General features: G+C 61.2%; 19 protein-coding genes. 6 read left to right on the top strand and 13 right to left on the bottom strand.

Annotated elements, in window-relative coordinates:
- Positions 1-19: 19 nt before the first annotated feature.
- Positions 20-1,402, bottom strand: coding sequence for an OprD family outer membrane porin (locus tag BV106_RS20000; RefSeq protein WP_038167518.1), 1,383 nt, complete (start codon positions 1,400-1,402; stop codon positions 20-22).
- Between the two features lie 320 nt (positions 1,403-1,722).
- Here BV106_RS20000 and BV106_RS19995 point away from each other — a divergent pair, with 320 nt between their 5' ends.
- The 4 genes from BV106_RS19995 to BV106_RS19980 all read left to right on the top strand — a co-directional run bounded on the left by BV106_RS19995 (position 1,723) and on the right by BV106_RS19980 (position 4,938).
- Positions 1,723-1,995 (top strand): hypothetical protein, encoded by a 273-nt coding sequence (locus tag BV106_RS19995; protein WP_265595879.1) that lies wholly within the window; start codon positions 1,723-1,725, stop codon positions 1,993-1,995.
- Positions 1,996-2,087: 92 nt separating this feature from the next.
- A complete protein-coding gene (locus BV106_RS19990) occupies positions 2,088-2,711 on the top strand; it encodes a sigma-70 family RNA polymerase sigma factor (RefSeq protein WP_038167513.1) in 624 nt (207 codons plus the stop codon).
- A gap of 565 nt (positions 2,712-3,276) precedes the next feature.
- A complete protein-coding gene (locus tag BV106_RS19985) occupies positions 3,277-4,014 on the top strand; it encodes a response regulator transcription factor (protein WP_051946088.1) in 738 nt (245 codons plus the stop codon).
- Positions 4,015-4,143: 129 nt separating this feature from the next.
- On the top strand, positions 4,144-4,938 hold the full coding sequence (locus BV106_RS19980) for a response regulator transcription factor (protein WP_038167511.1): 795 nt from the start codon (positions 4,144-4,146) through the stop codon (positions 4,936-4,938).
- An 80-nt stretch (positions 4,939-5,018) separates the two neighbouring features.
- Here BV106_RS19980 and BV106_RS19975 read toward each other — a convergent pair whose 3' ends face one another.
- The 3 genes from BV106_RS19975 to BV106_RS19965 form a co-directional block, all read right to left on the bottom strand.
- Positions 5,019-5,414 carry a YciI family protein gene (locus BV106_RS19975; protein ID WP_038167508.1) on the bottom strand — a complete coding sequence of 132 codons (396 nt, stop codon included), beginning with the start codon at positions 5,412-5,414 and terminating at the stop codon, positions 5,019-5,021.
- A 94-nt stretch (positions 5,415-5,508) separates the two neighbouring features.
- Positions 5,509-5,838 (bottom strand): hypothetical protein, encoded by a 330-nt coding sequence (locus BV106_RS38690; protein ID WP_265595878.1) that lies wholly within the window; start codon positions 5,836-5,838, stop codon positions 5,509-5,511.
- Positions 5,839-6,104: 266 nt separating this feature from the next.
- A complete protein-coding gene (locus BV106_RS19965; RefSeq protein WP_265595877.1) occupies positions 6,105-6,563 on the bottom strand; it encodes a hypothetical protein in 459 nt (152 codons plus the stop codon).
- A 277-nt stretch (positions 6,564-6,840) separates the two neighbouring features.
- Between BV106_RS19965 and BV106_RS19960 the strand changes: the two genes are divergently transcribed.
- Together BV106_RS19960 and BV106_RS19955 are read left to right on the top strand one after the other, a co-directional pair.
- Complete coding sequence (locus tag BV106_RS19960; RefSeq protein ID WP_265595876.1) at positions 6,841-8,955, top strand: TonB-dependent receptor; 2,115 nt, start codon at positions 6,841-6,843, stop codon at positions 8,953-8,955.
- A 68-nt stretch (positions 8,956-9,023) separates the two neighbouring features.
- On the top strand, positions 9,024-9,557 hold the full coding sequence (locus BV106_RS19955) for a cupin domain-containing protein (protein ID WP_038167504.1): 534 nt from the start codon (positions 9,024-9,026) through the stop codon (positions 9,555-9,557).
- A gap of 42 nt (positions 9,558-9,599) precedes the next feature.
- Here the strand turns inward: BV106_RS19955 and BV106_RS19950 are convergent, their stop codons facing one another.
- From BV106_RS19950 to BV106_RS19910, 9 genes are all read right to left on the bottom strand, one after another.
- Positions 9,600-11,351: an alpha/beta fold hydrolase gene (locus BV106_RS19950; protein ID WP_265595875.1), complete on the bottom strand. Its 1,752-nt coding sequence runs from the start codon at positions 11,349-11,351 to the stop codon at positions 9,600-9,602.
- Positions 11,352-11,414: 63 nt separating this feature from the next.
- Positions 11,415-12,533 (bottom strand): hypothetical protein, encoded by a 1,119-nt coding sequence (locus tag BV106_RS19945; protein ID WP_038167503.1) that lies wholly within the window; start codon positions 12,531-12,533, stop codon positions 11,415-11,417.
- Positions 12,534-12,668: 135 nt separating this feature from the next.
- Positions 12,669-13,784, bottom strand: coding sequence for an ABC transporter permease (locus tag BV106_RS19940; protein WP_038167502.1), 1,116 nt, complete (start codon positions 13,782-13,784; stop codon positions 12,669-12,671).
- Positions 13,781-14,509, bottom strand: a complete 729-nt coding sequence (locus BV106_RS19935; RefSeq protein ID WP_038167499.1) for an ABC transporter ATP-binding protein — start codon at positions 14,507-14,509, stop codon at positions 13,781-13,783. The genes BV106_RS19940 and BV106_RS19935 overlap by 4 nt, the downstream gene beginning before the upstream one ends.
- Before the next feature lie 91 nt (positions 14,510-14,600).
- The gene (locus BV106_RS19930) at positions 14,601-15,389 is read right to left on the bottom strand and encodes an outer membrane lipoprotein-sorting protein (protein WP_038167497.1); all 789 of its coding nucleotides are present in this window, start codon (positions 15,387-15,389) and stop codon (positions 14,601-14,603) included.
- A gap of 128 nt (positions 15,390-15,517) precedes the next feature.
- A complete protein-coding gene (locus BV106_RS19925; RefSeq protein WP_265595874.1) occupies positions 15,518-16,276 on the bottom strand; it encodes a hypothetical protein in 759 nt (252 codons plus the stop codon).
- Positions 16,277-16,667: 391 nt separating this feature from the next.
- Complete coding sequence (locus BV106_RS19920; protein WP_038167494.1) at positions 16,668-17,645, bottom strand: fatty acid desaturase; 978 nt, start codon at positions 17,643-17,645, stop codon at positions 16,668-16,670.
- Between the two features lie 32 nt (positions 17,646-17,677).
- Positions 17,678-19,027, bottom strand: a complete 1,350-nt coding sequence (locus tag BV106_RS19915) for a condensation domain-containing protein (RefSeq protein WP_038167493.1) — start codon at positions 19,025-19,027, stop codon at positions 17,678-17,680.
- A gap of 4 nt (positions 19,028-19,031) precedes the next feature.
- Positions 19,032-26,759: a type I polyketide synthase gene (locus BV106_RS19910; RefSeq protein WP_265595873.1), complete on the bottom strand. Its 7,728-nt coding sequence runs from the start codon at positions 26,757-26,759 to the stop codon at positions 19,032-19,034.
- Positions 26,760-26,998 lie beyond the last annotated feature (239 nt).

Raw genomic sequence — 26,998 nt, 5'->3', positions numbered from 1 at the left:
CACCCGCCTTTCCGCTGCGTCAGAAACTGATTGCGTAGTTGCAGATCAGTCGGAGATCCGTAAGTTCATCCGTCGCCGCCGCTCGCTCGTCCACCAGCGCATAGCGCAGCCGCAGAGAGAGGCCCTTGAACGCCCCATCCGGTGCATTCCACTGAAGGTTGAAGTTGTACTCATCCCGGGCCTGCTTCCCGGGCTCATCCGGCGCCAGGCCATGCACCCAGAGCGCATAGGTGCTGAGCCCTTGGATTTCCTTGAACTCATACGCGGCGCGCAGCATCCAGGCAGCTTCTCCTGCGCGGTTAAAGTCTTCCACCTGCACGCTGGTGTAGCCCGGATATCCAGCCCAGGGGCTCATCATGCCCATCTCACCGCTGATGTTCGTGTACGCCGCGGTGAAGAGCGCCTGCCCCACTGGCAGTTCGGCTTTGATGCCGTACTGCTGGCCACTGTCGCCAGGGTTCAGCAGCAGATCATCCCCGACACTCCGTTGATCAATGAACTGCACCGCCAGCCGCGGGGCGAATCCCTCCCGGATGTTGAATTCCATTTTGGCCTCCGCGAAGCCGATGTTCACGATGTCCGGGCAGTAGTAGTCCAGCGCCCCAAGGGAGAAGCCCCCCTGCTTGTACAATCCCCCGGCCGCAATCACGCCCCGTTCGACTTCGGCACCCGCGTCCACCGACATGGAGACAAACTCGTCCGAGTTTCGCTCCTTGATGGAGTCCACGTAGCCCAGTCCGTATCGCAAGGACGCCCCCTTGTTTCCGATCTTGGTGCCACCCATCAGGGAGATGGCTTCAAACGTGTTTGGAGTCATCCGGGAGTCGTTCCGGTTGATGAAGGGGGTGTCATACTCCTTGCGCCCCACTGTGAGGTTCAGCCCTTCAACGATCTTCACATCCGCATAGAGCTCCCCCAGCACCTCGTAACCATGCTGACCACGTCCCAAGAGGAGCGCGCCATCCTCGTCAGCGTCGCCATGCAGCTTCTGGGAGGTGTACCCCGTGGCACCGAAGGAGAAATGGTCGAGGAAGTAGTCGGTCTTCACCCCAGCCCACCCCCCGGTCGCCAGACTCTCCGTCTCGGAGCCGTCGTAGTTCTGCCGCCCCAGATACATGGTGCGGAAGTCCAGACTAAACTTCGTCCCCGGCGGGGCCTCCACCGCAGCCTGAGCCGCCTGCGCCCGACGAGGTCGGCCGCTGAAAGCCTCCTCCAGAGGGGTCTGCCCCTGCTCCACAGAAGAAGGTGGCACCGGCACCGCGTCCGGTTGTGCATAGGCACGCGCCCCACCCCATAATCCCATCACCATCAGGGAACATCCCAGCTTCTTTGCCCGTAGCAGCTTCCCAGAAACGCGATGACGAGACGGCACGGGACGGATGGCGGAGGAATATTTGCTCATGTCGAGTCGGTGAAGCGGTTTCGGAAATAGTCCGCCTTGCCTCTGGCGCAAGCAATTCTTGTGCAACGTCTTGGGGTAATTGCTGCCTCGACGCAGTGCCCGAATGGCTGTCTCTGACCAATCGCGACTGCGCTTCCTCTGGGGCGCGCCTGAGAAAGAAACTACCAGCTAACCGAAAGTCTAAGAAAGAACCCCTAGAAATCGATCAGGGATGCACTTAACATTCAGAGGTCAGCAGACCCTGCGTTATGGTGCTGCTCAGACTCCTGCCGCAGTCTCCCCCCTCACCGCGGATTTCACGCCCAGCCATCTTTGCATTCATGCAATCCATCCATCCGCTCTTCGGCACTGCCGCCCAGTCCCCAGTCCATTCTCCCCCTCAACCCATTCCCACCGACACCTGCGTACGCAAGGTGGCGCTGGATGCCGAACTCGCCGTATGGGTGGACTCTGAGGCTGCGCGCATGGGCATGTCTTTCGGTTCCTTCGTCTCCACCCTTCTCGAGTGGGCTCGCACTGAGGACGTCGCCAGCGACGGGGATCTGGGTCTCTTCATGGCCCCGGAACGGAGTGTGTGGCAGGATCGGCCGTGAAGCGGGGCATTCCCTGACTCTCGGCGATGGTTTGCAGGACACTGCCAGCCCAGGCCTTTTATCTTACATCGAGACTCTCGACTCTTCTAGCGATGGAAGACGCTCTCCCGAGCCCCTCTCATGAGGTGGATTCCCACCTCCCTTCCTACCCTGCCTCATTCTCTGATCAGGAGCTCATCCGCTTGATCAGCCAGCGACGCTGCCCACTTTGTCTGGAAGAACTGCACCGGCGGTACCGCAGCCACCTCCAGGCCGTAGCCCGGAAGGTCCTCCCATCCAATGCAGATTGCGATGATGTGGTGCAGGAATGTCTGCTGCAAATCTGGCTCCAGGCCCAAAATTACAATCCTGAAAAAGGCCAGCCCTACGGCTGGATCGTCACCATCGCGAAACGCCGGGCCATGGATGCCACCCGGGTGCTTACCCGGGCTCAAAACCTGGCGCTCCACTATGAGTCCTGTCGTGATCGGGAGGAAGCCAGCACGGTCACAGTTGACGGGCAGGTCCGGCACAATGAACTGCATCATCTCCTGCAGTCCGGCCTGGACGGGCTGCCCGAGGATCAGCGCCACGCCGTGCAACTGGCCTACTTCCGAGGCATGAGCCAGAGACAGATCGCCAGCCACCTGAGCCTGCCCCTGGGCACGGTGAAGACCCGTCTCGTACTCGCTCTCAAAAAGCTTTCCCGCACTCTGGCCACCCTCCTGGCACCCTAGCGCATGACGAGGATGGCATTCAGACACATCCGGCAATCAATTCAAAGGAAGGGTTCCGCCTTTCAAAATGCCGGCCCTGGAGTGTTTCATGAACCCAGGCGGTTCGAGGGCAAGCTCCTCCACAAAAATCTTGGGCACCACCACCAGAGACGCATAGACGGCCCGCACTGCACCCTCGTGCGATACGGGCCGTCATCTACATCCACAACAAGTCATCACACTCGATGCATGACCCTGCTACTATGGCAGTTTCCGGTTGCCGGTCGAGCATTAGCACCCAAGGTCTCCCCTGAGCCATCCATCAGGGGGGGGTGATGAATCATCTTGCCAGCATCCGATCAGGATTGGCGATTTTCGGTCCCATCTCATCCCGCCTGCTCATGACGTGGCGGCCATACTCATTGCATGACATTCTTTCTCTGCGTCACTCCGTCCGTCCCACGCTCTAGCACACTTCCTGCTGTCTTTGCTCCAGCTGCAAGGGCGAGCCGGAGGACTTATCTTCTGCCTCTTTTCTGCGTGGTCCACGCACCAGTGGCTGGAGCGGCGATTCCCATGTGATGGTATGAAGGCAGGAGACACATCTTTAGAACCTCCCCAATCCGTCATCAACGCGCCGACGAAGTCTCGCATCCTGGTGGTGGACGATCACCCAGCCTTTCGGTTTGGGCTCAGGGAATTGATCAGCGATATGGCCATGGCCGAGGTCTGTGGAGAGGCGGAAGACGCTGCCACTGCCCTGGCTGCCTTCCGGGAACTGAAACCGGACCTCGTCCTGCTGGACATTAGCCTTCCCGGACGAGATGGCATTGAACTGACAAAGATGATGAAGGCGGAAGCCCCCCGCACCCCCATCCTCATCGTCTCCATGCATGATGAAGCCTTCTATGGCCTCCGGGCCTTGCGGGCCGGTGCCTGTGGTTACCTGCGGAAGGATGACTCTCTCGATCAGCTTGAGGATGCCATCGAGCATGCCTTGCGGCAGGACTACTATCTGAGTCCCCGGCTTAAGCGGCATCTCATTCAGCAGTTCCTACAGAACAACGGCCAACCCCAGGAAAGCTACACTCTTCAAGGACTCTCCGACCGCGAAATGGAAGTGTTCCACTGGCTCGGCAAGGGCTTGGGCACCCGACAAATCGCTGACCGTCTGGGCCTGAGTGTGAAAACCATCGAAACCCACCGGGCTCACATCAAGACCAAACTCTCCCTGGAATCAGCGGAGGATATGGTGAAGCTCGCCCGGGAGTGGAAACTGCTGGGGGAAAAGCCCGCCAACCGGATGGCGGCAGGGCGCAACTAACGAGAAGAGACGTGCCCGGCGGGAAATCAGTCAGGAGGCAGTACTCTTTATCACATCCATGCTCCGGCACCGATCCCACGCACGATTCAGGGAAAAAGGATCGGCACGCCCCGCCTCACCATTCGGGCCATGGAATCTCACCGTGCTGAAGTGACTGCACAGCCGACCTCGCCTCCCCCTTCCTCCGCAGAGATCCTTACCCCTGCGGAGTGGGAGTCGGGCAGCATCCCTGCGCCTGACTCTCGGAGCATTTGCCGGGTGCTGTTGGTGGATGCCCATCCCATCTTCCGCTTCGGCGTCCGGGCCATCCTCCGCCAGCTCAGCGGCTTTGCCGTTTGCGGGGAGGCCGGGACGGCGACCACCGCGCTGGAGGTCTTCCAGACGGAGCGGCCGCACATGGTGGTGCTCGACCCCTGCCTCCCTGAAGGAGACGGCACTGGCATCCTCCTGGAAATGCTAGGACGGGATCCCGATGTCGCCATTCTGATCGTGTCTCACCACGAGGAGCCTCTGTACGCCGCCCTTGCCCTCTCTGCGGGTGCAGTGGGATACACCCGGAAGGACGATCCGCTCAGGAGCCTCTGTTCCGCATTGAAAAAGGCCGCCCGGCATGAGCCCCACGTCAGCCGGACGTTCCGACAACACATCGTCATCAAGGCACTGTTGGATGCTGGCGGAGGCACCCGTGATTTCCTCACTCCCCTCTCCGGCCGCGAACTGGATGTTTTCCGCTGCCTTGGCCAGGGCCTGGATACGCATGAAATCGCCCGTCAGCTCGACCTGGGGGTGAAGACCGTGGACACCCACCGGGCCAACATCCGAAAGAAGCTGCACATGCCTGACGCAGCCTCCACCCGCCGGCTCGCAACAGAGTGGCACGCCATGACGGGACACCTGGAGGCACCGCCGCCGGATGCTTCATAGTGCGTTGCCTCCATGAACCCATGAGGGAGCGGGTATGGGTCGCAACCTTTGTCGGCGCCCTCCTTCCCTCCGTTCGTCATCTACGCCTCCACCGGCGTTTCATTCGTCTCGGCATACGCTCTGGCACGCTCCAGTTCCAGAGGCCGCAGTTCAAAGAAGAGCCCGCACTGGATACAGGGATTGCCCGAGATGTACTCTGCGGCCTCGTCGAGATTCTCCGCGACAATGAACCAGTAGCCTCCGATCACTTCTTTCGATTCGCCGAATGGGCCATCCACGATCACCCCCTTGGCTCCCACCGTCTTTCCGCCCACGGCAAGCCGCTGACCATGCTTCATCTTGCCCTCATCGATCATGCCTTCGATCCAGACGTAAAACGAGTCGATGGCGGTCTGAATCTGCTCTTTGGAAAGCGACTTGTCCCACTGGCCGCGGGAGAGGACGAGGTATTCCGATTTCGCGTTGCGATCACTCATGGCTTGGGGAGGTCAGAGGGGGTGAAGAAGTCTCCAGTGTGGACGTCCATGGGCAAAACGCAACACCCTTGTACCGGTCCCCGTCACGCCTTCTCTAACCCACGGCGCGAAGCAAGAGGCTCAAGGCGTAGTTCACCCGGTCTTTGCCCGCACCCGTCATCTTTGTAGCTGCAGGAAGTTTGCTACGCGTCCAGGCCACGGTGAGGCCGGGGGAAGTGAGGTGCGCCATCACGTGAGTCCCCCCTTGCCCTACCGCGGAGAACATCTCATGAGGCAGATCCGGAAACGTTCTTACCCCCCTGGCGTCCACGCCATTGATCCACCACATGTTACTGTAGCAGCCGAGATTCTCCTCCTGCTGGGTGCCGCCTCCATAGGAGACCTCACCGCTGATGACATCCGCCTTTCCGTGCGCTTTGGGCATGTTCGTCGGCAGGGGGTGCCGCAAAGCCTCGTGCACGCTCTCTGGTGATAGAGGTGGTAGCCCACTCTCCCTCCACTTGCCACCCCGCGCATACAGCAGCCCGAACCGGCAAAAATCCCGTGCCGAGATCTTGAGATGGCCGGGGGAAGTAAGCTCCCCTCCTTTGATGAAACACGGCCGGTCCTCCAAGCCGATCTTTCTCGTCAGATGCTTCAGAAGCACATGGTGATTGACCGTTTCCATATGCGTCCGGTAAACCTTGAACATCAATACCCTCCAGAACAACGCCATCTGCAGGTCATTGTAGTCAAGGTACCCGGAGCATTGGCGCTACCGTAACAGGCAGTCTGCTGTAGGAGATGCCTCCAGGTGATCTGCCGGTCTTTGAAACCCAGCCGCGCATTGAGATCCCCCAAACGAGGCTCATGGTCCATCACCAGACTGTCCAGCCCGGGAAGCAGCCCCAACTCGATCGCACGATACAGAAAGTGGGCCACCACAGGCTTGCCCGCAGAAGCCACCTCAATCGTCTTTGTAGGATGCCCCCAGTCGTGCACCAGCCAGCCTCGCCGGATGATGCAGCCGTTGCCGCCCACGTGCTCTGTGAAGGCCCTTAGCTTCCTCGCATCCAAGCCGAGTTCCGCCGGAGGTCGCCGACGCCATGTTTGGGCCGGGCGGGTGCTCTCGGAATCCTCCACGGGCTCCGCCTCTCGGCACGATGTCATCCTGCTGAAAACCCCGGCCAGCAGCCCCCTCGCCAGGTCGCGCCGGGTCACCCGCAAGCCTGCCATCCCCTCGACACCACAGTGAGCAAGTGATGGCTGGCTTGGACGATCAATATTCATAGGGACGGCTAATGCGGGACTCGATCCTGTCCCCTCGTTTGCCAAGAGCGAATAAAAGATGGTTCATCTTCCCAGACGCGGGCACTTGATCGAGTTTGCCGTGAATCCCATGCTGAATCCGCGGCACCTCCACCGTTTTCAAGAGCCTGCCAAACTCATGCCAGTTCCTCGCCATCCCTCCCCTTTTCAGCTTTCCACCGGCTGCCTCTTGCTCTTTTCCCTTGCCACCACCCTCTGCGCCCAGCAGCCAGAGGAGCTGCCGCAGGTGGAAGTAGTTTCCTCCCGCTATCCGGTGGATTCCCTCGCACAAAGCGCGTTTGGAGTGACCTCTCTCACGCGGCAGGAGGTGCTCGATCTCCCTCAAGGAACCCTGGACGGAGTGTTGAAGACCGCAGTGCCGGGCTTCAGCCTCTTCCGGCGCACCGGTAGTGAGGTGGCCAATCCCACCACACAAGGCCCCAGCCTGCGCAACCTTGGGCCGAACGGAGCTGGCCGCACCTTGGTGCTTCTGGATGGCGTGCCCCAGAATGACCCGTTCGGAGGTTGGGTGTACTGGAACCGCCTCCCTCCTGCCCTGCTCGGGACCGTTCAGGTGGAGCAGGGCGGCGGCGCGGGGCTCTTTGGCAACAACGCCTTGGGCGGCACGCTCTACCTCACCCGGCACCAGCCGGAACACGTGACGGTGGAGGCTCTCGCCGGCGACCGGGAGACCCATGCAGCCACCCTGCTCTCCCAGGTGGATGCCGGTCGGTTCCGCATCACCACCACCTTCCATGAACAGGCCACGGATGGGTACCCCGTAGTGCAGGCTGGCCAGCGTGGCCCGGTGGACATCCACGCAGACTCACGTTCCTTCCTGGCCGAGACAGGCATTGCCACCACCCTCGAGTCAGGCACTGAGGTAACCCTGCGGGGAGCATGGTTCGAGGAAAATCGCGGAAACGGCACGCCTTACACCGGCAATCGCACCGAGGCCCTGGATCTCAGCCTCGGCCTGCGGGGGCCGGCTGGCGATGTCCGCTGGGAAGCTCTGCTCTACTACCAGGACCGCGAGTTTGCCAGCACCTTCAGCTCGGTGAATGCCGACCGCACCGCAGAGACATCTGCGCTGGATCAGTACCAGGTGCCCGCGCACTCCCTGGGCTACAGCCTCACCACCACCTGGGTGGGAGGGCTCCCTCTCCCGGTCGCGGTCAAGGAGGGCTCCCGCCTGATCTTCGGTGTGGATGGACGCTGGATCGAAGGCGAAACCCGCGAACGTTTCCGGTTTGACTCCGGTCATTTCCTGAACCACCGCGTGGCTGGCGGTGAACAGTGGCTGCAAGGCCTCTTTGCCGAGCAGACTTGGCAACTCCCTGACGACTGGGCACTCACCTTAGGGGGCCGGGCGGACTACTGGCGGCTTGCCTCCGGCCATCGTCGGGAAAACGTCATCGCCCCCAACAGCCCTCTGCTGGATGTGGACTACCCCGACCGTGATGGCGTGGTGGCCAACGGCCGTCTGGGGCTGACTCATACGGTGATGGAGGGAGTGGTGCTGCGTGGCGCCGCCTACACCGGCTTTCGAGTCCCCACGCTAAATGAACTCTATCGCCCCTTCCGCGTGCGCAATGACATCACGGTGGGAAATGCCAGCTTGGAACCTGAGCGACTCACCGGCGTGGAAGCCGGGGTGACCTGGGAACCAGTCAAGGCCTGGCACTTGGGGGCAACCGTCTTCTGGAACGAACTGAAGGATGCCGTGGCCAACGTCACCCTCTTGAATGGCCCGGGCACCGCCCCTGACGGTACAGTGGTGCCAGACGGAGGCGTGTACCGCCAACGGCAAAATGTGTCCTCGGTTGTCTCGACCGGGCTGGAACTTCAGGCTCGCTGGGAGCCGACCACCTGGCTGGAAATGAATGCAGGCTACCTGTACACGGACACCGAAGTGAAAGCGCATTCCGCAGCCCTGGATGGGCGTGAACTCGCCCAGGCACCTCCTCATGTCCTGACCGGAGGCGTCACCTGGCGGCCTGCGCAGCGCTGGCAGGCCCTCATCCAGGCGCGATATGGCAGTGAACAGTTTGAGGACGATCTGAACACGCAGATACTGGACTCCTACCTCGTATGGGACGCCTCCATCAGCTGTCAGATCAACTCACAACTGCGCGTGTCCCTGGTGATGGAGAACGTATTTGATGAAGAGGTCGAAACCGGCCGCTCGGGAGATGATCTGGTCAGCATTGGTGCTCCACGCTGGTTCGGAGTGAAGGTTTCGTGGGCCTTTTGAAGCCGCCCAGCCAGCCTCCAGGTGCGATTCATTCGCGAAAGCCCGCCCAATCGCGCCCGCTCCCACCCATGTCTGACTTTCATCCCCCCGCTCCAGACACCTTCACGTTTGCGGACGACGGGCGTATCCCCAACAGTCCGCTCCCCCTCCTGCTTTACCAAGGCACGGTGAGACTGGCGGAGGATGCTCAGCAAGATCTGGCAGTGGTGTTCGAGCAACAGTTCGCGACCAACCAGTGGACCCGTTCGTGGCGAAACGGAGTCTATCCCTACCACCACTACCACAGCAACACCCATGAGGTTCTGGGAGTGTACCGAGGCTCCGCCACCCTCAAGCTGGGCGGCGCGAACGGGCACGTGACACAGGTTCAAGCCGGGGACGTAGTCGTCATCCCTGCGGGCGTCGGGCACATGTGCATCGAGCACAGCCACGACTTCGGTGTGGTGGGTGCCTACCCCGATGGCAGGGAATGCGACATCCTCACTGGGGAACCTGGCGAGCGCCCCCAGGCTCTGGATCGTGTGAAGCAAGTTCCCCTGCCCGACTTTGACCCCGTGCTGGGAAAGGACGGGGGTTTAAGGAAATTGTGGCTCGTAGAGTAGCGTTTCCACTCCAGGCCTCCGCAGAGCTGCACCCGCCCCACCTCAATCCAGGATGCGGGCAGCCCCTGCGGGCAACTGTAGTTCATTCGTGTTGAGATCCTGCCGCTCAGGGGCGGACGGGGCCACCGGGCTGGCTTTCCGACCAATGTGCGACAGCAGAATTCGCCGTACCTCGGCAATCGCCTGCGGGTTTTGATTGGACCAATGCCCGCTGGGCACGATCAGTTCACTCTGCGCCCCGTCGATATGGCTGCTCCAGTAGGGCACCAGACCATCAGTGCTTACCGGCTTGGTCTTGTCCAGATTGCCACCCTTGCCGCGGTCCGCGATGATGGAGTGGTACGGAATTCCCGGCGTGGGAGGAATGTTGTTGATCGTGGTTAGGAAGCGATTGTCCGGATCCAACGCATCCAGGCTGTTAGGCATCGCCAGGATCGGCTCACCAGTGTTGGCCGGTTTGGCAGCCTTCACCGCCTTCATGGTGTCGTCCATGTCACCGAGAATGGCCGTGCTGTTGCCCATGAGCTTCTTGCCCAGCCTGCCAAAGAATCCCACTGCCACGTCACTGCCCCCCAGGGAGGCAGAGAGGAAGACCACCCGGGAGATGTCGCTCCGGTGGTTGAAGATCAAAGTGTTTTCCAGGATGCTGCGGCCTTCCGGAGACACCTTAAGCTCACCCGGCGGCACATCAAAGTAGGCGTTCCACAGCTTCATACCGCTGTCCGTGATGAGCTCACGCGCAATCATCCCGCCCATGCTGTGGCCAATGACGACGAACTTCTTGTGTCCGGGGTACCTGGCTGACATGTCATCCAGCTCTTTCCGCAGATCCGCCGCCATCAAGGGATAAGGGAAACCAGTGGGATAGGTGTAGAACCAAAACTGGTAGTGCTGGCGGATGACCGGGTCCCCACGCAAGGCTTCAATCATCGGGGCCCAAGTGGCTTGGGAGTCACCCAGACCATGGATGCACAGAATCGGGATCTTATGAGCCTCATAGGGCTGCAGTCTGGCCAGACGGCTGGTACCCGCGAACTGGTCTGGACGGAACATCCGCTCCAACTCCGTGCGCCGGGGCTTCAACTCCGCCAGTGCCAGTCCAATCGCGGCAGTGAAATCCGCGGCGAGTGGGAAGCTGTGGCCGGACAACTGCACGTTCTCCACCTGCAGAGGGTCATAGGAAACGGCTGTGCAACGCTGACCGTCAAACCGGATCAGCACCGTCAGCCCGTAGTACACGTTCTGCCCCATGATGAAGCGGTCCTTCTTCGTGAAGTCCAGCCCGGGCTTGCTGGAAGCCACCATGGGCGCGCCGATGCCCTGCTTCACCGTGCGTTGCTTCACCAGGCTGCCGTTAAACTCAAACCGGTCGGCTGGCAGGATGCGGAAGAGCGAAGGATCGTGCGTAGGATCACCATCGGTCTTGATGGAGAAGGTCCACGGCCCGTCTTTGCCCGGGCATTTGATCGGCTGCTTCCACGGCTCCAGGCCTGCCTCGTGGATCACCTCAAAGATGCGGCCAATGGCAAAGTTGTAGTCGCGACGGGCCTGGTTGTTCGTTGGGTTGCGACGCAGCTTGTCTGACGCCAGCGACGCTGCATTGAGCAGACGCCCGATTTGCAGTTCGGGCTCTTTTCGTGGATCCCCCAGCGCCTTCTTCAGCACCGCTCCGGAGAGACTCTCAGCCTTGGCCTTTGGCCGCTTGATTCGCACCGAGGAATACCCGGAGCACCCCGTCACACACACGGTGACTATCCAGAGAACAGCGGCACAGAGAGTCGTCGGCAAGCGCATGGTTGGCCCGCCTGTAAATGCCGAATAGGGCACTCGTCAAGCGGACCTTCGCTTCCCACCCGCCTACGCAGCCATTGTGACGGATTTTTTTCCGTACACCTCCACGTCGTACACGTGACCGGAACCCATCAGCCGGGTCAGTTCAAAATTGGCCGCCGCCATCAAAGCCGTCAGATTCTCGTGGTCGCGGTAGTCGAAGCGCCGCCCGAACAACTCCAGAAGCTGGGTGGCAGCATTCCGCCGGTAAGTATTGACCACCACGCTCCCCTGGTCCGACACCATCTCATCCAGGCGCTGCACGAGGTCGATCGCCGAAGCAGCCTCCGCCTGCACAGACAGGTTCAGATGGTGTTCCGTGGTGGTGTAGGTATGCCCGTGGAAGTACTCCAGAATGCCGATGGCCGTGACCACATCATAGGGCTCCAGGCCGGTGTCGCCATGGCCCAGCCTGGCAAAAAGGTCCTCTGGCCTGGCCAGGATGCCACCGCTTCGCTCCTGCACCGCCGTGCGCCCCTTGGTGGTCTCAATCTTGTCCATCAGCCGGTTTGCCTTCTCGATGTTGACCGGGTCACGGTCGGTGATGGACACCGTGATCCGGCTGGGATCGAAACCGTCACGAATGAGCCGGTCATACACCAGGATCAGGCTCAGGCCCGTTCCCGCAGCCACCGCCTTCATTCGCACACTCTTGCCACCATCCAGCAGGGCCCGGGCCGCCTCGTACGTTGCCAGAGTCTCCCAGACCATGCGCAGTCGCACGTCCTTCCCCTGCACTGAGTCTAGGAAAATCCGGTCCCACGTGCCGGCGTTCTGCCGAATCTCTGGGGAGATCATCATGTACTGGCTGTTCATGGGATCCCCACCTTCCACCAGACATTGCGTCGCCTTGCTCGTCGTTCCCATCAGGGCGGCTGCGTAGGGGTGCCCGGACCTGTCCAGAATGACGTTCCGGTACACCGTGGCATCCCCGTGACTCGCCCCATCCGGCAACACCGAACGCGTGGTCCACTTCAACAACCTGTAGGAGATGCGGGCCAGCAATTGCTTGGCACGATTCGCCGGCTCCAGCCCAGTTCCACCAAAAATGGTCTGACTCAAGCTCGCCACGATCGCCCGCGACACGTCCTCCTGGCCGGTTGCGTACAACACGGCCACAGCCTCCATCGGTTTCAAATTCTTCATGCGAGTGACGCTTTAGACAGCCAAAGAACCAAGATGCTCATCGCCCAGAAGCAGATGCTGCACCGGTCTGTGTAAAAAATGAATCGGGCCATCGCCAGAGGCGGGCGGGTCAACTCGCAGTAAATCTGCGTCAACTCAGCTCTGGATGGCCACGGCAGGGGAAAGCCTGGAACTGCGCCACGCAGGATAGAGCCCGCTGATCAAGCCCACCACCACCGCAATGAGCACTGAGGTGATCAGGAGCTTCGGGCTCAGATCTGGCTCCAGCATCCCCTTGATGGCGGGCGTGGTTTCCAGGATCAAGAGTCCTGCCGCACCGAGCAGCACTCCCAGAATCCCGCCCAGCAGGCCCAGGAGCGCCGACTCAAACAGCACCATCAGCATGACCCGCTGCTTCCGCCAGCCCACTGCCAGCAGGATGCCAATCTCATGCGTCCGCTCGAACACGGTCATGAGCATGGTGTTCATCACCCCCAGAATCCCCACCGCGATGGCGAGGATGGAGGTGCTCCAGCTCATCGCCTGGGCCACCCGGAAGCCCTGGCTGGTACCCACCACTTCACTGGCCTTCACGGCACGCCCTTCCGGGAAGATCTTTTTGATCTCCGCCGCCGTTTCTGTCACCCCGTTCTTGTCAGTGCCCGGTTGAAGGCGGATGTCGATGAAGTTCACCTTGCCTTCATTGAGGGTAACCCTCTGCATGACAGCCAGAGAGAGGATGATGGCGCCATTCTCCACGACCGATCCGCCATCGACGATCCCCACCACATTCAGCTCTTCACTATCCAGAAGAACGGTGTCACCGATCTTCTTTTTCAACACCTCGGCCGCGAGCCGTCCCAGCACCACCGCCGGTTCATGTTCGTCCTTGATCATGCGACCTTCTACCACCTTGAGCTGGTGCCATGTAAACCCACCCCATTTGCGGCCGGACACCATGATCATGGGCGCGTCTTCCACGCTGATCAGCTGCATCAGCAGAGATGTCGTTTCCTTAATCTTCGGCAGGCTGGCGACCTTCTCCTCCACGTTTGCGTCGAAGACCTTCGGCATGATGCCTCCGCCCATGTTGCTCACAATCATGTCGATGCCAATGACGTCGAGCTGCTTGCCGATGCTCTTCTCATAGCCCCAGGCCATGCCCACCAGCGCCACCACCGCAGCGATGCCAATGGAGATACCGGCCAGCGTGAGCCCCGTCCGCACCGGACGACGCATCAATCCACGAGTTACAATAGTGAAAAAGGTCATGGGTGATTGGCAGGAGACGGCGTTGAAGGGGAGGTCTCAGAAACGACGCGACCATCCTTCATCCGGATGGTGCGGGTGGCCAGTCCGGCGATGCCCAGATCATGTGTGACGAGCACCAGCGTCACCTTGCGATCGCGGTGCAGCTTCAGCAGCAAGTCCAGGATTTGCTCAGCGTTGGCGCTGTCCAGATTGCCCGTGGGTTCATCCGCCAACACCACAGAGGGTCCGTTGGCCAGGCCACGGGCGATCGCCACTCGCTGACGCTCCCCGCCCGATAACTCGGAGGGAAAGTGGGTGAGGCGGTGTCCTAAGCCGACAGATTCCAAAAGTTCCGCCGCACGGTCTCTTCGCTGGGACTTCGTCAACCCCCCTTCGAACATGGGGATCTGCACATTCTCCAGCACCGTGAAGGTGGGCAGCAGATGGAAGGCCTGGAAAACAAATCCGATATCGTGAGACCGGTAATGGGCCGGATCCGGCATGTCCGGAATGGAGCGTCCTCGGAACTTGAGAGAACCTTCAGAGGGCAATGCCAGAGATCCCAGCAGCTGCAGGAGTGTGCTCTTGCCACAGCCACTTGGGCCCGTGATGGCAACAAACTCCCCTTCCCTCACGTCCAAATCCACGCCCCGCAATGCGGCCACTTTGCCGCCGTCGAACTCCTTTTTCAATCCCCTTGCCTCATACACGGAAGGTGTGGATGCCGACGGCGCGTTTTCTGCCATGCCGGAGGCTACACGGGGAGCTTCAGATGGTCCAGACGATTGTTGTTCATTCATGATACCCAACTTGATGCGCCGTGTTCTTCGAGAAGGACTACTCGCCCCCTTTGGGCCCGTTCAAGTTCTTGAGCCCTTCTGCGCTGAAATCCGCGTCGGTGTAGCTCACCCCGCGCTTGATGCGGGAGCCATCCATCTCTGTGGCGGTGGGCTGCCCGGCTCTGCGAATCACCAGCATGGCCAGCACGTTGCGCCCGTCCACATTGGCCACGTCGGAGGTATCGATCCGGCGCACCAGTTGGTTGCCAGAGTACTTCTCCACCCGCAGTGGGACCATGCGCTTCGTGTCGATCCAGGACTTCACCATCGTATAGGTGGAGCGTGCGCCCTTCGGCTTGGATTCCAGGATCTGGCAGCTCACATTGCCGACGGTCTCGGTACCCGCCAGACTCTGATCTTTCCAGGCGAAGAAATTGTCCGAAACGTCGTCATAGGAAAGATCGCCTCCCAGCAGGGATTCCTTGAACTTTGAGGCGTCGAAGGGCTGGACCTTGTCGGGAGGCGTGAAGGTCGCCCCGCTGCCATTGCTGCTGATGAGCACCGCCTCACCCTTCCGTTCCTTGGGAAAGAGGACCTGATACAGCACATCCGTTTGACCCGCCGAAGTGCGTCGGGACTTGATCTGAAGCTGCAGCGTGGTCTTCGGATCAGAAGGATTGGCCGGGGAGCTCACGATCATCTTCACCCGGATGAACGTATTGCCATCCTGCTGGAGATCACTCAGCTTTGCCGCGAGTTCCGCCGCGCCGGGGGCATCGGCTGCCAGCGCAGCGGTGGACAAGAAAACGCCGCCAGCGAGGGCAGTCAGAAAGGGTACCAGTTTCATAGAAGCTCAGCGATGATGGTTAACGCAGGGTGTTGACACGTCGTTGCAGAAACAAAACAGGCAGCGGTCCCCCAATCATCGCGAGGGATACCGCTGCCTGAAAGAAAAAACTTTGAAGGAAGCGTCACTTAGTCGTCCTTGAGATCTTCCCGGCGCTCCTTCGCCTCTTCTCGTGCTTCCTTGCGGCGTTCCCGGGCATCCTCCCTCGCCTCTTCCCGCTGCTCCTTCAGATCTTCACGCTCATCCTTGGTCAGCGGACGGGTGGGTACAGCGGTAGTGCGGGTCACCACCACGCGATTGGCGATCATACGGTCCCCTTCCTGCACATAGTGCACCGTCACAGGCACACCGCTTGAGATTTTCTCCACCGCTACCGGGGCACCCGTTTCATCCACATACACGGTGGAACTGGAGGTGGCATAGGTCAGAGGTCCCGAGGTGGAACGCAGCACAATGGTCTGGCCAGGGCTGAACTGCGAGATCGTCCCGGCACCCGTAGTGGTTGTAGTGGTCGTGCGGGTGGTCTGGGTCGCCACCGGGCCGCCAGTCGTCGTCACGGTCTTCTTAACAATCACCCGAGAGGCCACCATGCGGTCGCCATCACGCACATAGCTCACCGAAATCGGAACGCCGGAAGTGATGTGAGTAGCCTCGACGGGTTGTCCCGCCTCATCCACAAACGTCGTCTGCTTGGTGACGGAATAGCTGATTGGCGAACCGGACTCTTGATTCACCACGAGGGTCTGCCCGGGTGAATAAGTCGTGATGGTGCCGTAGCCGGTTGTCGAAGTCTCCGCGACCGTGACCTGGGCGGAGACCACGGTACTCATTGAGATGAATGCCGCAGCGACCAGGCTGGCGGCAGATGTTTTGGCAGTCGTATTCATGTTGGGGTTCTTGGTAGGGTTCAGTTCTTGCATCTGGACACCGTCACAACGCGTAGAGAACCGCGTGTCCGGTCTTCGCAAGGGATCGGGCAGTACCCCGGAGATGGTTGGGTGAGATCGTTCTGCGACTGGCAACCGATTGAGCATGAGGGAGACGCAGAGGTTTTTCCTGGGGATGGACGGCCCAAAACCTGCCCCCTCGCCCCGGAAACCATCCTCTCGAGAAGAGCGCGGCATCAGCTTCTCGCGCACCCTCGACAGAGCGTTGAATACACGAACCCCTCACCCTCTGCGCAAAACAAAAGAGCCCGGGGTCAGACTGCAAAGCAATCTCCGTCCCGGGCCGTTGGATTGACGCCACTGGCGTCATGGGCTTTTCGCCCCTATGCGGCTATTTCTGGGCTCCGGCCCGTCGCCACTGCGCTCCCACTTGAGGGTCTTTCAAGCATCCGAGGAGGTGCAGGAAAGCATGCCAGTAACTGGGAAACGGCGGATGATCATCCTCGTGCACCGGCATCAGGTCCGCCCGATGCAAAGGCAGTTCGGCGTGCGGAAGACCCGCCCGCTGGTGGTGCACACCATGGAAGGGTTCATGAAGCAACGAGAATGACACGATGCGGCCCATGATCGAGTCTGCCACAATGCTGCGGGTGGCGCTGCGGATGGTCGAGCCCGTCAAACCCACATGCTCAATATACTTGCGCCAGGCCTGAAGGTTCCCGGCAATAAACCCGGGCACCAGATACAGGCCAAGGAAGTACTTCCATACACCGAAGTAAGCCACCAGGGCCACCGTCACCGTCCAGAACCCCACAATGAAGATCAGCTCGTTCCAGATGCGGCGACGCACCTTCTTGCTGCGGATCGGCGAGTTCTTCCGGAGGAACGTGCGCAGGAAGACCATCGGGGTGACATACAGACCACAGGAAAGCTCTGCGACGGCGGCCACCACCCGGAACCAGCGGGGCTGCTTGGGATCCACAAACGGCCAGAACTCCTCATCCCGCTCGGATGAGAGATGCGCATGATGCGTCTGATGTGCCGCCCGGTAGAGGCTGAAGCTGGTGTTGCTCAGCAGTCCGATGAGCACACCGTCCACCTCATTGAGGAAACGACTCTTGCGCAGCATGCCGTGCGATGCCTCATGGAAACCAATGAGGTTCCCATGCATAAGGTGGCTGGCGGTCAGCATGAGTGGAATCGCCACCCAGTAGTTGTTGTAGAAAAGCGCGAAAAAGATTCCCGCGAGATTGATGACCAGCATCAAGGTCAGCAGCGGAAACGCAGCACGGCTCACCCAGTGAGGCTCATGCGGATCCTCAAGCGGATTGCTTGCCGGTGCGGGTGCTTGAACTGGGGCAGTGTTCATCACGATCGTAAGGAGGGTGTTCCGTCAAGTCGTCAAGACATGAGCGCGGCACTGGTCTGGCCGGGTGCCTGGCAGGCCCGCGTCAGCACAAGTTGATACAGGTCATTGAGCTTTTCAATCTCGGGCTGGGTGAACAGGGAATCCCGGGACAACCAGACCAATTCCAGCACATTTCCATCCTGCGTCACTTCACAGGCCAGATCGAACCTGGCCGTGCCAGTGGAGCGCATGCGCAGCTTCATGGAGATGCCTGGCAACCCCACTTCTGGCACGGGGTGATTCTGCAAGGCAAAACGAACATCAAAGAGCGGATTGTGGCCGGGCGATGGCACATCCCCCACCGCCTTCGCCAGCTCTGCAAAGGGCATGGCATTGGCAAACGCATCCATGGTGGACTCATGCACCACCTTCAAGGTCTCCGAAAAAGGGCGGTCTCGCACCACCTGCCCACGCACTGGCACCACGCCGGACACATAGCCCATCGTCTCCTTCATGGAAGGATGAGTGCGGTTCGCCACCGGCGAACCCACGACGATATCCTCCCCACCCGTCCATTGACAAAGCGTGGTCTGAAACGCCGACAACATGGTGCTGTAGAGAGTGGCGTGATGTTTCTTGGCAAGGTCCTGAATGGCCTGAGTCAACGGGGCCGGAATCTCCGTCACCCATCGACGCAACGCATGAGGTTCACCAGGACGCCTCACCGGCGGGGTCCACAAACGCGGAGCATCCTTCAGCAACGGCTTCCAATAGGTGGCTCGCTGCTCCAGCTCAGTGACTGGCCACTGGGCGCGCTCCGCGGCACTCCAGGCAGAGTAGGTCATCGGCACCGGAGGCAGGGGGCCTTTCGCCCCCTTCATCAAGCCCAGACATGAGGCCCAAAGGTCTTGTACAAACACCCCCAGACTCCAGCCATCAGCGATGGTGTGGTGAGCGGCAAAAACGAGCACGATGTCATCCGCCGAGCGGGACAACATCTCGATCCGATAGAGAGGCCCGTGCATGAGATCAAACGGCTCACCGAAGATCTCCTGCACCGCCTCCTCCAGCGCATCAGGACGCTGCTGGGCTTCGGGCAGATCACGAAACTTGATGTTCGCCTCCCCTGTCGCACGCACCATCTGAAACGGCTGGTCCTTTCCCGGGAGAAAGGACAGCCGTAGCGCTTCCTGCCGGTCCACCACCCGCTGTACCACCTGCCGCGTCATTTCAGGCGGGATCTTGCCCCGCATGAAAATCAGACTGCAGATGTGGTTGGCAGGGTCCGAAACCGGCACCGGCGTTGTTTCCCACAACTCCCTCTGGGAGAGGGAGAGTGGATGAAGCTTGATTTCCCCGTTGGCGAGGAGCTGTTTGAGCCGGGCGCGCTTGTCGTCAGACATGTCCTCAGGAGATCGCAGAAGTCGTACCAGTGGAACCGGCACGCGGCGTCACATCGTCGGACGAGTCGTCCCCCAAGAGGCGGTCAAGGTCCTCATCGCTGAGGGACTCGATATCCACCTCTTCCACTGCGGCAGGTGTCTCCACCACCGCTGGCGCGCTTGATGCAGCTGGGCTTGCCCCGGATTTGCTGCCTCCCACACGCTCCGCGATGAGGGTCACGATCTGACCGATGGTGCGAGCCCGCATCAGGCTAGTAGGTGGCAGAGCCACGCCAATCGCCGCTTCCAGCGAGTTCTCGATTTCCACACCCATGAGGGAATCCAGCCCCAGATCGGTAAGCGGCTGGTCGTTGCGCAGGCTGTCCGGCTTCACGCGGAGCACCCCGCCCACCACATCCCGCACGGCGGCGCCGATGACGCCCTCCCGTTCGTCAGCAGAGGCGGACTCAATGCGGAGACGCCAGTCGCTGGTGCCACCACCAGCTTGCTCGTCATCCATGCCCGTGGCGAAGATGCGTTCCAGCAAGGGGTTCTCCTGCATACCACGGAAGAACTGACGCCACTTGTTCCAATCCACCCGGATGGCGACACCTTGAGCAGTGCCCGCGGCAAGGAATCCTTCGAGCAGGGCGACCACCTCACCAGGTGAGAGAGCCGCCGTCCCCTGGCGCGCCAGGAACTCAGCCACTTTCTCATTGCGGGCCACATAACCTTCCCCACCCAGCACACCCCAGTTCACAGTCAGCGCCGGCAAGCCGAGCGCACGACGGTGGTGGGCAAGAGAGTCGAGGAAGGCGTTCGCCGCCGCATAGTTGGCCTGCGCCGGGTTGCCAAACACGCTGGAAACCGAGGAGAACATCAAGAAGCAGTCCAGATCCAGGCCAGCGGTCTGCTCATGGAGCAACCAGCCACCATAGGATTTGGGCGTAAGCACCGACTTCATGCGGTCGCGATTGAGCACCCCGAGCGGGGCGTCATCAATGACCATCGCCAGATGCATCACCCCCTTGAGTGGCACCTCGAGCTGGCCAATCTCGTTGAAGAGACGGGCCACATCATCCTTGGAGCCCACGTCGGCCGACACGGTCAGCACCTGCACACCCTTGGCTTCCAGACCTTGGACAAACTCTGCAGCACCCGGGGTCTTCAAGCCGCTACGGCTGCTCATGACCAGATGACGGGCACCTGCCTCCACCAGCCAGTTGGCCAGCACGCGGCCGAAGCCACCGAAGGCACCGGTAATGAGATAAGCTCCGTCAGGACGGACCTCAAAGGCAGGCACGGGAGCCTCACCACGCCGCGAGACGAACTCAGGAGCGAACGAGACCACCACTTTGCCGATGTGCTTGCCTTGCGCCATCTGGCGGAAGGCAGCGTCCACGCGGCACGCCGGGAAGGCCCGGAAGGGAAGCGGGTGCAATGCCCCCTGCTCCACACGCTCCGTCACATCAGCCAGAAGCTGGCGGGCCAGCTTGCCATCGCCACTGAACACCGCATCCATGGCCACGACGTGGAAGGAGGCGTTGTTACGCAGCGGCCAGAGCGGGATGCGGGAGTTCTGGTAAATGTCGCGTTTGCCGATTTCAATGAACCGGCCGAATTCTGAGAGACATGCCAGCCCCATCGGGATGGCCTCGGAGGCCAGTGCGTTGAGCACCACGTCCACCCCACGACGATCAGTGAGAGCCATCACGGCCTCCACGAAGTCGCCACGGCGGGAGTCAATGACGTGCTTCACCCCCATGTTCAGCAGGAGGGCGCGCTTGGTGGCACTACCCGCACTGGCGATGACATCCACACCCAGGTGACGGGCGATCTGGATGGCGGCCATACCCACCCCGCCGGCACCGGCGTGAATGAGGATGGTTTCCCCCGCACGCATGCGGGCAACATTCACCAGGGAATGCCACGAGGTCATGAAGACCACCGGCAGTGTTGCTGCTTCCTCGAAGCTCAACGCGGGCGGCATGACGCGCACGTCACAGCCACGGGCCAGCGTCTGGGTGGCCATGCCGAACACGGCCAGACCAAAGGCGCGGTCGCCCACCTGCACGTGATCCACATTCGCACCCACGGCAGTGATGATCCCAGCCACTTCGTCCCCGAAGATTCGGGCATCCGGGGCTTCACCAGGATACAACGCCAGGGCCTTGAGCACGTCGCGGAAGTTCATCCCTGCGGCCATGACATCGATCACCACATCATCCGGACCGCACGCTGGCTGCTCAAACGGCGCGAACGCCAGAGCATCCAGGTGACCACGATCCTTCGACTCCAGACGAAGCGGCACCGAGGCATCGAGCCACTGTTCCTGCACGGAACGTCCACGCGTCAGACGCATGGCGTAGCGGGCTTCCCCACGGAAGGCCACTTCGCGCTCTGCGTCGCGGTTCCCGAGTTCACCCAACAGCAGATCCACATCCCCTTCCGAGGCGACCGGCGGCAGATCCACGCAGCGGCACGAGATGCTGGGCTGCTCATTGTGAATCACACGGGCAATCCCGATGGCCGGAGACTGAGCCACCGTCGTAACCGGAACTTCCTGACCCACTGACTGGGCGCCACGGGTGATCAGGTCCAGGCGAACTTTGGCCGCCGGGCAGATGGAATCCTGGGCCTGGGCCAGATGCAACAGGGCATCCGTCCCACCCAGCACGTCGTCTTCATTCGTCGGTGTAGCCGGCTCATCAAGCGTCCAGAGATACACCAAGCGCTCAGGAGCAGCCTCAGCCACCACCTCAGTCACAAGCTGAGTCCAGTCTTCCGGAGCCTCTGCCCGTACTGTAAACAGATCCTGGCCGTCAGAAGCATAGGCACCCCCGCGTGTCACCACGCGGCAACGGGCACCAGCCTCACGCAGGCGGGACACGAGCTGGTCGCCCACTCCGCCAGCATCAGCAAAGACCAGCCAGGAGGTTTCCAGGTCAACACCTTCGGCCGCCTCTTCTGCCGTTGCTTCCTCGATCTCGGCCGGGGCGGCTTCCGTCGTCCAGGCCTTGCGGGCCAGCACGCCGATCTGCCCTTCCCCACCACGCGGACCAATCAGGCCCGGGAGGGAGGCAGTTTCTTCGAACCCAACTTCTTTCAGCACCTTCTCCCACTGCTCCCGCTCCATGAGCGGCTGCACAGGACGAAGTTCGCGATCCGTCAGGCTCCACCAGCCGCTCGTGAGACCGAAGACGGTCTCCGTCCAGAGCTGGGGCGAGGCGGTGTCCATGAACACCAGGCTGCCGCCGGGTGCGAGGAGATCACGCAGATGACCGAGGGCCACCCGCACGTCGCTCACGGCGTGCACGCAGTTCGTGCCAATTACAAAGTCATAGGAGCCGAGCTTGTAGTCCTGCTCCGCAGGGCCACGCTCCAAGTCGTACGCGCGGTACTCCACTTCGGGGAATCCGGCCAGCTTCTGCATGGCACCGGAAAAGAACGAGGCGGAGATATCGGTGAACGTGTAGCTATGCAGACCGCGCTCAAGTTTCGGCAGCAGGTACGAGGCGAGACCGCCTGTGCCTGCACCGATTTCAAGGATGCGCAAACCACGCCCTTCCGGCAGCGCCTTGGCCGCCTCCTGCACCGTGGCTGCGATCGCAGCCAGCCAGTGACTCGTGTAGAGACCGTCACCGTAGAACTGGTCCAGAAGATCCGCACCACTTCCGCCAAAGAGCACCTGCACGGCCTCCTTCTCACCACGAAGAATCGGGGTCAGTTCGGCGCAGTTCGCGACGCAGAGCAGCGCCTCCGGCAGATGGCCGGGATGTTGCTCCACGTACTCGCGCAGCGTGTCGTCCGCCGTGGCGGCCGCACTGTCAAACTCTGCGGTGGGCACATAGCCACCGTCCTTCGCATCCACGAGTCCACGCAGCACGAGGCCGGTCATGAGCTGACCAAAAACCGGCTGCAGTGCCGGAGCCACGCCCAGCGCCTCTGCCGTGATCAGATCACCCGCACCCATCTTGCGCAGTCCCTGCGCGAGGTGAGCCGCGGCGAGCGTATCGCCTGCCGCCAGTGCGGCTTCCAGCTTGGCACGCCCACGGGCATTCACCACCTCATCAAGGGCCACACCGGCCGCCTCTTGAAGGCGGGACAGCGGCAGCGGCTCAAGAGTGGCCGGAACACCAGCCAGCGGCTTGCGCTCCCAGCCCACATTATAGATGAGATCCCGGATGCCTCCCCCGCCGCCGGAACGACGCACCCCGGCCACGGCGATGGCACGGAAGCCATCCACCAGCACGCACGGGTTGCCCTCTTCATCGTAGATGCCGAGGCGGCCCTGGAGATACTCATCGTTAAATCCTTGAACTCCAGCTTCCACCTTGCAGGAGGCCCCTGGCGAACGAAGGAAGAGGATGCGGGCAAAGCGCACCGGCAGCTTGAGCCGGGCCTTGCGACCTTCCACCGTGCGAGCACCTGCAGAGAACACGTGCAGAGCACCGTCCATCAGCACCGGATGCAGCTGATACTCCCCTGCGCGGACCGCGGAAGCATCCGTCAAGGCGACCCGCCCGGAAGAGCGGCCACCGGCGGCAGCGAGTTCACGCACACCGCGGAACTCTTCACCGTAACGCAGGCCCTTGTCGGCCATGTGATCATAGAAGTGGGTCAGATCCACTTTCTCCAGTCCCTGCACTTCCTTGGAGGCGGACTCCCAGTCGGTGCCGGCAAAGGTCGACTCCGTACGCTCGCTGCGCATCGTGCCCACCACGTGGACCGACCACGAAGCTGCGTTCTCAAACTTGCTCTGGATCGTGAACGTGCGCTCGTTGCTCTCGTAGGTCACCTCCAGCTGGATGCTGGACGGGTTTTCCGGCAGGATGAGCGGCTTGCGGATCTCAAAGTCCTCAACAGCAAAGGGGCGGCCTTCAAAGAGCTGCACCCCTGCTTCCAGGACCAGCTCCACAAAACCCGCTGCGGGGAAGATGACGTGACTTTCCACCTTGTGGTCCTTCAAGAAGGACATGTGGCGGGAATCCAGGCGGGCTGACCAGGTCGGGGTCGCCCGTGGCAGACGCGTGTCCAGCAGACCACGGCCACCCTTGCCAAGACGACCTTCTTTCCAGTCCGGAGACTCACTCCACCAACGGCTGCGATCCCATGCATAAGCAGGCAGCGGCAACTGACGGCGGGACGGGGTGATGGCAGTGAAGTCCGCCTCCACCGCATTGCGGTGCAGATTGGTCACCGTCTCAAGCATGGTCTCATGCTCGCGTTCACGGCGGATCGAGGAAAGAACCGGAGCCTTGACTCCGCGTGCGGTGAGGCACTCCTGGATCGAGTGGGCCAGCGCGGGATGCGCACTGATCTCCAGCCAGACGTCCACACCGTAGTCGGCGAGGGCGTTCACTGCCGGGGCAAAAAGCACCGGCTGGCGGATGCCACGACCCCAGTGGGCCGCATCACAGGATTCACCGGCGCAGCGCTCACCTGTCACCGTACTGAAGAACGGGATCGTGTCCGCCAGAGGCTTCATCTCCGCCAGCGCAGCCACCAGGGCATCTGCGGCAGGTTGCATGAGCGCGTGGTGGAAGGGATGGTCCACTTTCACAAGCCGGGCAAACACGCCCTGGCTATCAAGTTCAGACTGGATGGCCTCCAGGGAGACACGCGACCCCGCCATGGTGAGGGAGCGCGGGCCGTTGAAGGCCGCGATGCTCACGGTGCGATCATGACGTGCGATGACGGCGCGGGCTTCCTCTTCGGCAAGCCCCACGGCCAGCATAGTGCCTTCACCACGGGCGCAGTCTTCCATGAAGCGGGCGCGCTGCACGATGATGCGAGCGCCTTCTTCGATGCTGAAGATGCCAGCCACGCAGGCAGCTGCCACTTCACCCACACTGTGCCCGACAACGGCGGCGGGCTTCACACCCCAGGACTGCCAGAGGGCAGCAAGAGACACCTGCATGGCGAAGATCGCCGGCTGCCCCACCTCGGTACGGGCCACTTGGGACGTATCTTCGGTGCGGGCCAGCTCCTCAAGCAGGGAGAACCGGGCCCAAGGCTTCATGGCCTCGGCGCAGCGCTCCATCGTGGCGCGGAACACCGGCTCATGCTTCATCAGTTCACGGCCCATGCCCCACCACTGGGGTCCTTGACCACTCATCACAAAACCCACCTTGGGAGCCTGCTCCGGACGCGGAGTGAAGGCCTCCTGCACTTTCGGCCCCGGAGTGCCTGCGGCATAGGCCCGCAGTTCTTCGATCGCCTCAGGCATCGTTTGGGACACCAGCGTCATGCGATACTGGTGATGGTTGCGACGGGCCCCGAGGGTGTAAGTCAGGTCCGGCAACAAAGGTGTACTGCCATTCGCGTTGGAGCGGGCTTCCAGCCAGTCGGCGATGCGACCCGCGTTGCCACGCAACGCTTCTTCCGAACGGGCGGAAAGCACAAGCGGCCAGGCGCGGCCATCTGCCAGCACCGGACCGTCCGGCTGCGGACGTGCGGGAGCCTCAGACACGATCACGTGAGCGTTGGCACCACCGAACCCGAAGGAGTTCACCCCGACCAGGCGCTCACCATCGATCGCCGGGAACGGCTCCAGTGAGGTCGGAACGCGAAGCTTCAGGCCCGGGAAATCAATGTGCGGGCTGGGAGTTTCAAAATGCAGGCTCGGCGGGATCTGGTGGTGCTTCAGCACCAGCAGCGCCTTCAGAAGCCCGGCCACCCCTGCGGCGGTCTCCAGGTGCCCAAGATTGGTCTTCACCGAACCAATTGGCAGCGGATCATCCGATGCACGGCCGGCACAGAGAGCTTCCGCCAGCGCGGTGGCCTCGATCGGATCGCCCACTGCCGTGCCCGTACCATGTGCTTCGACAAAACCGATCTTCGAAGGATCAACACCGGCATCACGGCAGGCATCACGCACCAACCGGGCCTGAGCCTCAGGGCTGGGCAGGGAGATACCATTGGTGTGACCATCCTGGTTGATAGAGGTGCCCACCACGACGCCATGGATGGGGTCGCCATCGGCAATCGCTTTCGAAAGCGGCTTCAGCAAGACCATGCCAGCGCCTTCACCACGCACAAAGCCGTTCGCAGAAGCATCGAACGCTTTGCAACGACCATCAGGTGACAACATCGACGCTTGAGAGAACCCGATGAACCCACCAGGGTTGATCATGATGGTCACGCCGCCCGCGAGGGCGACTTCACCACGTCCGCTCCAGATGTGCTCACATGCCGCATGCACGGCCGTGAGTGCAGAGGAGCACGCGGTGTCCATGGCCACACTGGGGCCAGTAAGATTGAGACAGTAAGAGATACGGTTGGCCGCAATGCTGTGCGCACTGCCCGTGGCCGTATGAGGGCTGATGCCCGAGGAATCATACGGGGAGGCCTGGATGATCTGGTAGTCGTTGTGGGAGATGCCCACGTACACGGCAAGATCGGTGCCCTTCTCAAAGTCCAGCACCAGACCGGCGTCTTCAATCGCCTCCCAGGCAGTCTCCAGCAGCAGGCGGTGCTGCGGGTCCACAAACGGAGCCTCACGTGGGGAAATACCAAAGAACTGGGGATCGAACTGCTCGAGTGATTCCACGAACCCACCCCGGCTGGCGATCGACTTGCCGAGAATCCCGGCCTCCGCATCGTAGTAACGTTCCAAATTCCACCGGTCTGCAGGAACTTCACCAACGGCCTCACGGCCTTCGGCAAGCAGCTTCCAGTAGGACTCCATGTCCGCGACCTTTCCGGGGAAGCGGCATCCGACACCAACGATGGCAATTCCTTCTTTGTTCATACAAGAATTGTCTTCAAATATACGTGAATCACTGAATTACTGCTGTACGAGAACATCTACACTTCGGGAAGCATGAACGATTTTCAACGAAATTCCGCAACCATGCAGAAACTGAACCCCTTCTATTCGCGGTGAGGGGGTTTGTCGCGCTTTTCCTGCCAACATTTTGTCTTTTTTTAATGCAACAGTTTTTCACAGAAAAGACTGTCCTAAAGGTCATCCAAAAGCGATACGAAGAT

Origin of the sequence: Verrucomicrobium sp. BvORR106 (genome assembly GCF_000739655.1) — a bacterium.
Classification (GTDB): Bacteria; Verrucomicrobiota; Verrucomicrobiia; order Verrucomicrobiales; family Verrucomicrobiaceae; genus Verrucomicrobium.
Note: the sequence above shows the minus strand (reverse complement) of the source record. Positions and strands in the feature narration are given on the sequence as shown.

Excerpts from the sequence above, each read along its gene's own strand:
- BV106_RS19935 (WP_038167499.1), bottom strand. The coding sequence starts at position 14,509 with ATGGCAGAAAACGCGCCGTCGGCATCCACACCTTCCGTGTATGAGGCA.
- BV106_RS19985 (WP_051946088.1), top strand. The coding sequence starts at position 3,277 with ATGAAGGCAGGAGACACATCTTTAGAACCTCCCCAATCCGTCATCAAC.
- BV106_RS19910 (WP_265595873.1), bottom strand. The coding sequence starts at position 26,759 with ATGAACAAAGAAGGAATTGCCATCGTTGGTGTCGGATGCCGCTTCCCC.
- BV106_RS19975 (WP_038167508.1), bottom strand. The coding sequence starts at position 5,414 with ATGAGTGATCGCAACGCGAAATCGGAATACCTCGTCCTCTCCCGCGGC.
- BV106_RS19915 (WP_038167493.1), bottom strand. The coding sequence starts at position 19,027 with ATGTCTGACGACAAGCGCGCCCGGCTCAAACAGCTCCTCGCCAACGGG.
- BV106_RS19930 (WP_038167497.1), bottom strand. The coding sequence starts at position 15,389 with ATGAAACTGGTACCCTTTCTGACTGCCCTCGCTGGCGGCGTTTTCTTG.
- BV106_RS19925 (WP_265595874.1), bottom strand. The coding sequence starts at position 16,276 with ATGAATACGACTGCCAAAACATCTGCCGCCAGCCTGGTCGCTGCGGCA.
- BV106_RS19945 (WP_038167503.1), bottom strand. The coding sequence starts at position 12,533 with ATGAAGAATTTGAAACCGATGGAGGCTGTGGCCGTGTTGTACGCAACC.
- BV106_RS19965 (WP_265595877.1), bottom strand. The coding sequence starts at position 6,563 with ATGACATCGTGCCGAGAGGCGGAGCCCGTGGAGGATTCCGAGAGCACC.
- BV106_RS19940 (WP_038167502.1), bottom strand. The coding sequence starts at position 13,784 with ATGACCTTTTTCACTATTGTAACTCGTGGATTGATGCGTCGTCCGGTG.
- BV106_RS19990 (WP_038167513.1), top strand. The coding sequence starts at position 2,088 with ATGGAAGACGCTCTCCCGAGCCCCTCTCATGAGGTGGATTCCCACCTC.
- BV106_RS19950 (WP_265595875.1), bottom strand. The coding sequence starts at position 11,351 with ATGCGCTTGCCGACGACTCTCTGTGCCGCTGTTCTCTGGATAGTCACC.
- BV106_RS19960 (WP_265595876.1), top strand. The coding sequence starts at position 6,841 with ATGCCAGTTCCTCGCCATCCCTCCCCTTTTCAGCTTTCCACCGGCTGC.
- BV106_RS38690 (WP_265595878.1), bottom strand. The coding sequence starts at position 5,838 with ATGCCCAAAGCGCACGGAAAGGCGGATGTCATCAGCGGTGAGGTCTCC.
- BV106_RS19995 (WP_265595879.1), top strand. The coding sequence starts at position 1,723 with ATGCAATCCATCCATCCGCTCTTCGGCACTGCCGCCCAGTCCCCAGTC.
- BV106_RS19920 (WP_038167494.1), bottom strand. The coding sequence starts at position 17,645 with ATGAACACTGCCCCAGTTCAAGCACCCGCACCGGCAAGCAATCCGCTT.
- BV106_RS19980 (WP_038167511.1), top strand. The coding sequence starts at position 4,144 with ATGGAATCTCACCGTGCTGAAGTGACTGCACAGCCGACCTCGCCTCCC.
- BV106_RS20000 (WP_038167518.1), bottom strand. The coding sequence starts at position 1,402 with ATGAGCAAATATTCCTCCGCCATCCGTCCCGTGCCGTCTCGTCATCGC.
- BV106_RS19955 (WP_038167504.1), top strand. The coding sequence starts at position 9,024 with ATGTCTGACTTTCATCCCCCCGCTCCAGACACCTTCACGTTTGCGGAC.